Origin of the sequence: Paracoccus sphaerophysae (assembly GCF_000763805.1) — a bacterium.
In the GTDB taxonomy this organism is placed as follows: Bacteria; Pseudomonadota; Alphaproteobacteria; order Rhodobacterales; family Rhodobacteraceae; genus Paracoccus; species Paracoccus sphaerophysae.
Genome location: NZ_JRKS01000101.1, coordinates 1 through 7,264 on the forward strand (window position 1 = coordinate 1; position 7,264 = coordinate 7,264).

The window sequence follows — 7,264 nt, forward strand, 5'->3', positions numbered from 1 at the left end:
GTCCGGGGGCGAGGGGGCGGCGACGCCGGCCCCGGCCGCCGATCCCGACGGGCCGGAGGGCGAGGCGTCGCCTGCCGCCGAAGGCCCCGACGCCGCACAGGCCAACGATGCGCCGGAAGGCGATGCGCCCACCGCCGCCCCGCCCGCTGACGTCGCGCCCGCTGGTGATGCGCCCCCCGGCGCCACCGCCACCGAAAGCACCGAGGCTTCCCCCGCCGGGGACGCAGCGCCCCCCGACGCCGCGCCATCCGCCGATGCCGCCGACCCAGCCGCCGATCCCGCCGCGGCGCCGCCGGCGCCCGGCGGGGATGCCGGGTCCTCGGATCCCGCCGCCGACTCGCCTATCGGCGCTGGCGGCGACGCCGCGCCGGCCGATGCTGCGCTCCCGCCGCCCGCCGCCGCGCCGCCCGCGCTGCCCGGCGGTGCCGTTCCGCGCGAAGCCGACCCCCGGGGATAGGGCAATGGCGCTGCAATCCGACCCGCCCGTCGGCCGCGTGAATGTCGTTGCGCGCCTCGGCGCGGTCGCCGCATGACCGAGGCCGCCTCTCTGCCACCCGTCGACGACAGCCGGCAGCCGCTGGTCTTCGTCACCATGGTGCGCGGCGATTACCCGATGCTGGACCTGTGGGTCCGCCATCACGAGGCGCTTGCCGGATCGCGCGACCATCTCGTCGTTATCTCGCATGGCGCCGATCCGCGCCACGACCGGCTGGCCCGGGGCTGTTCGCGGCTGGTGGTGCCGCACGATTCGACCGGCGCGGGGTTCGAGCCGCGCCGGGTCGCACTGCTGCACGGGCTGGTCGGCGGCCTGCTGGGCTATTACCGCCACGTCGTGGTGCTGGACTGCGACGAGATGCTGGTGCCCGCCCCCGAACTGGCTACGCCGCTGGCCGACCATCTCGATTCGGTCGCCTTCCGGGGCGTGGCGCTGTCGCCGGCCGGGTTCGACCTGACTCAGCGCCCGGTGTCGGAACCCGCGCCGCTGGACTTCACCCGCCCGATCCTCGACCAGCGCCGCTATGGCTATCTGCACGGCGAATATTCCAAGCCCTGCATCTTCCGCGCCGCGCCGCGCGCCGGCGGCAACCAGCACGCGCTGATCGGCGAGCCGTGGCAGATCGACCCGATGATCGCGCTGATCCACATGCGCTTTGCCGACCAGGGCTTCGGCACCCGGACCGGCCGGTCGCGGATCCGGCAGCTCGACAGCTACAACGGCGCCGGCAGCGACCACCGCATCGGCAACTGGGACAACCGGCTGCGGCAGATGGCGCGGGTGCAGGGGCGGCTGGACCGGTCCGACCACCCCGACCTGACCCTGGCCGACCGCCAGGCCTTTGCGGCGCGGATGCAGCGCTATTACGAACGCTTCAACCGCACGTTGCCGTGGCTGCAGTCGCGCGACGAGCCGCGGCGGCTGCCCGACGAGTGGCTTGGGCGCCTGTAAGCGCGGCCTTCGGGCCCGCGTCCGAAATCCCACACCTGCGGCCAAATGCGGCACGTTAATCCCCGCAGGCCGCTGGACTGACACAATCTTGATCGCTAGAAGCGCCTTTGCAAGCTGTCCCCCGGACGGCCCCGCTGTCGTATCGGCCTGACCCCGCGCCGGGCCCGGAATTGGAGAACACCCGTGTCCCACGCAGACCATCCCGCAGGAGACCACGGCGCCACCCGGAGGGACTTCCTCTATTACGCGACTGCCGGCACCGCCGCAGTCGGGGCGGGCGCGGCGGCCTGGACCCTCATCAACCAGATGAACCCTTCGGCCGACGTGCAGGCCCTGGCCTCGATCCAGGTCGATGTCAGCGGGGTCGAAGAGGGCACGCAGCTGACCGTCAAGTGGCTGGGCAAGCCGGTGTTCATCCGCCACCGCACCGCCGAGGAAATCGAACGCGCCAAGGCCGATGACGGCGCCGCGCTGATCGACCCGCTGGCGCGCAACGCCAACCTGGACGGCACCGAGCCCGCCACCGACGCCAACCGCACGCTGGACGAGGCCGAGAAGTGGCTGGTCATGATCGGCGTCTGCACCCATCTGGGCTGCGTGCCGATCGGTGACGGCGCGGGCGACTTCGGCGGCTGGTTCTGCCCCTGCCACGGCTCGCATTACGACGCCGCCGGGCGCATCCGCCGCGGTCCCGCGCCCGAAAACATGCATATCCCCGTCGCGGCGTTCCTCGACGACGCCACCGTCAAGCTGGGCTGAGGAGAAACGCGAAGATGTCTGCTGGTATCCCCTCTGACCACTACGAGCCCAAGACCGGGGCCGAGCGCTGGCTGCACCGCCGCCTGCCGATCGTCGGCCTGATCGTCGATTTCGTCACCCTGCCCACCCCCAAGAACCTCAACTGGTGGTGGATCTGGGGCATCGTGCTGACCTTCTGCCTGGTGCTGCAGATCGTCACCGGCATCGTGCTGGCAATGCATTACACCCCGCATGTCTCGCTGGCCTTCCGGTCGGTCGAACACATCATGCGCGACGTGAATGGCGGGCATTTCCTGCGCTATCTGCACGCCAACGGCGCCTCGCTGTTCTTCCTCGCCGTCTATATCCACATCTTTCGCAACCTCTATTACGGCAGCTACAAGGCGCCGCGCGAGGTGACGTGGATCGTGGGGATGCTGATCTATCTCGCCATGATGGCCACCGCGTTCATGGGCTATGTGCTGCCTTGGGGGCAGATGTCGTTCTGGGGCGCCACGGTCATCACCGGCCTGTTCGGCGCGATCCCGGGCGTCGGTCCGGCGATCCAGGAATGGCTGCTGGGCGGCCCGGCGGTGGACAACGCCACGCTGAACCGCTTCTTCTCGCTGCACTACCTGCTGCCTTTCGTGATCGCGGCGCTGGTCGTCGTCCACTTCTGGGCCTTCCACACCACCGGCAACAACAACCCCACCGGGGTCGAGGTGCGCCGCACCTCGCGCGAGGAAGCTGATCGCGACACCGTCCCGTTCTGGCCCTATTTCGTCATCAAGGACCTGCTGGCCCTGGCCGTGATCCTGGTGGTGTTCTTCGCCGTCGTGGGCTTCATGCCGAACTACCTCGGCCACCCCGACAACTATGTCGAGGCGAACCCGCTGGCGACCCCCGCGCATATCGTGCCGGAGTGGTACTTCCTGCCGTTCTACGCGATCCTGCGGGCCTTCACCGCCGATGTCTGGGTCGTGCAAGCGGTCAACTTCCTGTCCTTCGGGATCATCGACGCCAAGTTCTTCGGCGTGCTGGCGATGTTCGGCGCCATCATCGTGCTGGCGCTGGTGCCGTGGCTTGACACCTCGCGCGTGCGCTCGGGCCGCTACCGCCCGCAGTTCAAGTGGTGGTTCTGGCTGCTTGCCATCGACTTCGTCGTCCTGACCTGGGTTGGGGCGCAGCCGGCCGAGGGGATCTATCCCTATATCGCGCTGGCCGGCGCGGCCTACTGGTTCGCCTATTTTCTGGTGATCCTGCCGCTGCTTGGCGTGATCGAACGGCCCGACCCGATGCCCTCGACCATCGAGGAAGACTTCGACGCCCATTACGGCGTCGGCCACGGCAACGGCCGGACCCTGGTCCGTCCCGTCACCCATCCCGCCGAGTAAGGAGAGGCGCGAATGTCCCTGAGAAACGTTACGCTCACGGCGGTCGCGGCCCTGTCCCTCGGGATGGCGGCGAACGCCCAGACGACCACGATCACTGTCCCGATGTCCGAGCCGGGCACCGCGGCGCCGGCGCCCACCGGCGCCGGCACCACGGTCACCGTCATCGACGGCCAGCAGCGGGTGGAAACCACCGGCGGCGCGCCGGCGGCGACCGTCGAACCGGCGGCGACTCCGGCGGCCGATGCGGCGGCCACCGCGACGACGGCCCCAGCCGCCGATGCGACGACCACCACGGCCACGCCGGAAACCCCGGCCCCGGCCGCGCCGATGGCCGAGTCTGCCGCCGATGCCGAAACCGGCACCGCGGCGCAGGGCATGGACGTCACCGCGCCGACGCCGACCGACAGCGCCGGCGAACCGCCGGCCGCGCCCCAGCAGGGCCTGCCCAGCAGCGCCACCGAGGCGCAGGTCCAGGCGCCGGTCCCGGCGACGGGCCAGCCCGACCCGGCCGCAACCGATGCCGCCCCCGCCGCGACCGAGCCGGCGCCGACCGCGGTGGAAGCCCCCGCCGAAGCACCGGAAGGCGAGGCGCCGATGCAGCCGGCCGACGGCGCGACCGCGCCTGATGCCACCGTTGTGCCCGCCGATGCCGCCCCGGCCGGGGAACCGCCGGCCGCCGTGTCGGACGAAACCGCGCCGGCTGCCGACCCCGCCACCGCAGATGCCGGCGCCGGCACCGAACCGGACGCGGACGCGGCGCATGCCCCCGGTGAGGAGGGCGCGGCCGAGGCGCATGCGACCCATCAGGAAATCCGCGACGTCGCCTTCAGCTTCGAAGGCCCGTTCGGCAAGTACGACCAGTTCCAGCTGCAGCGCGGCCTGCAGGTCTATACCGAGGTCTGCGCCGGCTGCCACGGCATGAAGTTCGTGCCGATCCGCACGCTGCACGACGACGGCGGCCCCGGCCTGCCCGAGGATCAGATGCGCGCCTATGCCGGTGCGCTGACGATCGTCGATCCTGAAACCGGCGAAGAGCGTCCGCGCGAACCCACCGACATGTTCCCGACCGTGACCGGCGACGGCATGGGGCCGGACCTGTCGCTGATGGCCAAGGCGCGCGCCGGCTTCCACGGGCCCTACGGCACCGGAATCAGCCAGCTGTTCAACGGCATCGGCGGGCCGGAATACATCTATTCGATCCTCACCGGCTATACCGGCGAGACGAAAGAGCAGGCCGGCACCACCTTCTACGAGAACACCGCCTTTCCCGGCGGCTGGATCTCGATGCCGCCGCCGCTGTCGGACGACCAGGTGACGTTCGAGGACGGCTCGCCCGCCGACCTGCACAGCGCCTCCAAGGACGTCGCGGCGTTCCTGATGTGGACCGCCGAGCCCAAGATGATGGCCCGCAAGAAGGCCGGCCTGGTGTCGGTGCTATTCCTGATCGTGCTGTCGGCGCTGCTGTATCTGACCAACAAGCGCATCTGGTGGCCGCTCAAGCACCGCGAGGACGTGATCGGCGACGGCCGCTGACACCGCCCTTGCCGCGATACCGAAACCGCGTCCCTCGGGGCGCGGTTTCCTTTTGGGGCGGGGGCCTGCGCCACTGGCGGCTTGCCGCTTTGGCCCCGGGCGCCTATCTGCCAGTCATGCGTATTCCCTTCGTCCCCCGCCTGATCTCTCCGCGCCCGACGATCTCGGTCGTGCGCCTGCAGGGCGCAATCGGCATCCCCGCCCGCCACGGCGCGGCCGGCCTGTCCGACGCGGGACTGGCGCCGCTGCTGGACCGCGCGTTCCGCCGCGGCAAGCCCGCCGCGGTGGCCATCGCGCTGAACTCTCCCGGCGGCTCTCCGGTGCAGTCGTCGCTGATCGCGGCGCGCATCCGGCGGCTGGCGCAGGAAACCCACGTGCCGGTCCATGTCTTCGTCGAGGACGTCGCCGCCTCGGGCGGCTATTGGCTGGCCACGGCGGGGGACACGATCTGGGCCGACGAATCGTCGGTGCTGGGGTCGATCGGGGTGATCTCGGCCAGCTTCGGCTTCGCCGAGCTGATCCAGCGTCACGGGATCGAGCGGCGGGTCCACACCGCCGGAACCTCGAAATCGTGGCTGGACCCGTTCCGCCCCGAATCGCCCGAGGACGTGGCTCGCCTGCATCGCCTGCTGGAACCGATCCACGAGTCCTTCAAGGCCCAGGTCCGCGCCCGCCGCGGCGACCGCCTGCCCGAGGGCCGCGACCTGTTCACCGGCGAGGTGTGGGTCGGCCGCCAGGCCGTCGAGCTGGGGCTGGCCGACGGCATCGGCCACCTGGAACCGACCATGCGCGGCCTGTTCGGGGACAAGGCCGAGTTCCGCACCTATAGCCAGCGGGTGCCGTTCCTGCGCCGCTTCGGCATCTCGGCCGATGATTTCCTCGACGCGGCGGCGCAGCGGGCGGCGTTCTCGCGTCTGGCGCCAGGGGGCTGAGCGGATGCTCAAGACGGTTGTCCTGTTCCTGCTGATCATGGTGGCGTTGGCGCTGGCCTTCGGCCCGGGCTTTCGCCGCGCGATGGCGCGCCTGCTGGGGCTGCGCCGTGGCCGTTGAGGGCGCAGCCCTGGTCACCGGCGGCGCCCGCCGGCTGGGCCGCGCGATGGCGCTGGCCCTGGCCGGGCGCGGCTTCGACGTGGCGATCCACTATGACCGCTCGGCCGACGAGGCCGAGGCGACCGCTGCCGAGGCCCGCGGCCTGGGCGTCCGGGCCGAGACCTTCGCCGCCGACCTGCTGGACGAGGCGGCGACCGCGGCGCTGATCCCGGCGGTCGCGGACCGCCTCGGGCCGGTCGGGGTGCTGGTCAACAACGCCTCGATCTTCGAATTCGACACGCTGGAAACTGCGACGCGCGAAAGCTGGGACCGGCATCTCGGGTCGAACCTGCGCGCGCCGTTCCTGCTGACCCAGGGCTTTGCCCGCCAGTTGCCTCCCGCCGCCGCGACGCTGGGCGAACCCGAGGCGCACGGCCTGATCGTCAACATGATCGACCAGCGGGTGCTGAAGCCGACGCCGGGTTTCATGACCTATTCGCTGGCCAAGGCGGGGCTGTGGGCGCTGACCCGCACCTCGGCGCAGGCGCTGGCGCCGCGGATCCGCGTCAACGCCATCGGTCCGGGCCCGACCATGCAGGGCGCCCGGCAAAGCGCCGAACATTTTGCCCGCCAGCGCGCCGCCACCATCCTTGAACGCGGCGCCGACGCGGACGATATCGTGGCGGCGCTGCTGTATTTGCTGGATGCCCGGGCGATCACGGGACAGCTCATCTGCGTGGACGGCGGCCAGCACCTGGCCTGGCGGACACCGGATATCCTCGGCGACTGAGGGCAGCGCGGCCGGCGCGGATGCGTCGTTTTGTCCACTGACCGGCTGGCTGTCACAGGCTGTTCACAAATCTTTATTCGGAATCAGTAGCTTGTTGCATCCATGTAAAATCGTACGGGAAATCAATGCCTTGCGATACTGCCTGATATTTGTGCAATTAAGGATCGGGCCCGATGTCCTTGGGGTCCCGCGCAACAACCCGCAGCGGGTCCACAGGGTTATCCACAGAATCCGTGGACGGAAAAGCACTTGCAATCCGCCCCGTGCTGCCGGGTGATCGCAGAATCGTGGATCAGCCTGACATGCCCGACACCCCGCCCCCACCTCCTGCAC

At 70.5% G+C, this 7,264-nt stretch carries 5 protein-coding genes and 2 pseudogenes; all 7 read left to right on the plus strand.

The window, feature by feature from the left end; genetic code table 11:
• A pseudogene (locus IC63_RS18585) lies at positions 1–457 on the plus strand (hypothetical protein); the annotation flags it as partial.
• Positions 458–529: 72 nt separating this feature from the next.
• Positions 530–1,447: a glycosyltransferase family 2 protein gene (locus IC63_RS17115; protein ID WP_052042326.1), complete on the plus strand. Its 918-nt coding sequence runs from the start codon at positions 530–532 to the stop codon at positions 1,445–1,447.
• A 183-nt stretch (positions 1,448–1,630) separates the two neighbouring features.
• Positions 1,631–2,206 carry a ubiquinol-cytochrome c reductase iron-sulfur subunit gene (petA, locus tag IC63_RS16040; RefSeq protein WP_036722365.1) on the plus strand — a complete coding sequence of 192 codons (576 nt, stop codon included), beginning with the start codon at positions 1,631–1,633 and terminating at the stop codon, positions 2,204–2,206.
• A 14-nt stretch (positions 2,207–2,220) separates the two neighbouring features.
• Complete coding sequence (gene petB / locus IC63_RS16045; RefSeq protein ID WP_036722367.1) at positions 2,221–3,579, plus strand: cytochrome b; 1,359 nt, start codon at positions 2,221–2,223, stop codon at positions 3,577–3,579.
• Between the two features lie 804 nt (positions 3,580–4,383).
• Positions 4,384–5,112, plus strand: a pseudogene (locus IC63_RS18990) (cytochrome c1); the annotation flags it as partial.
• A 116-nt stretch (positions 5,113–5,228) separates the two neighbouring features.
• Positions 5,229–6,044 (plus strand): S49 family peptidase, encoded by an 816-nt coding sequence (locus tag IC63_RS16055; protein WP_036722372.1) that lies wholly within the window; start codon positions 5,229–5,231, stop codon positions 6,042–6,044.
• Positions 6,045–6,151: 107 nt separating this feature from the next.
• Entirely contained in the window at positions 6,152–6,931 is a 780-nt protein-coding gene (locus IC63_RS16060; RefSeq protein ID WP_036722373.1) for an SDR family oxidoreductase, read from the plus strand.
• Positions 6,932–7,264 lie beyond the last annotated feature (333 nt).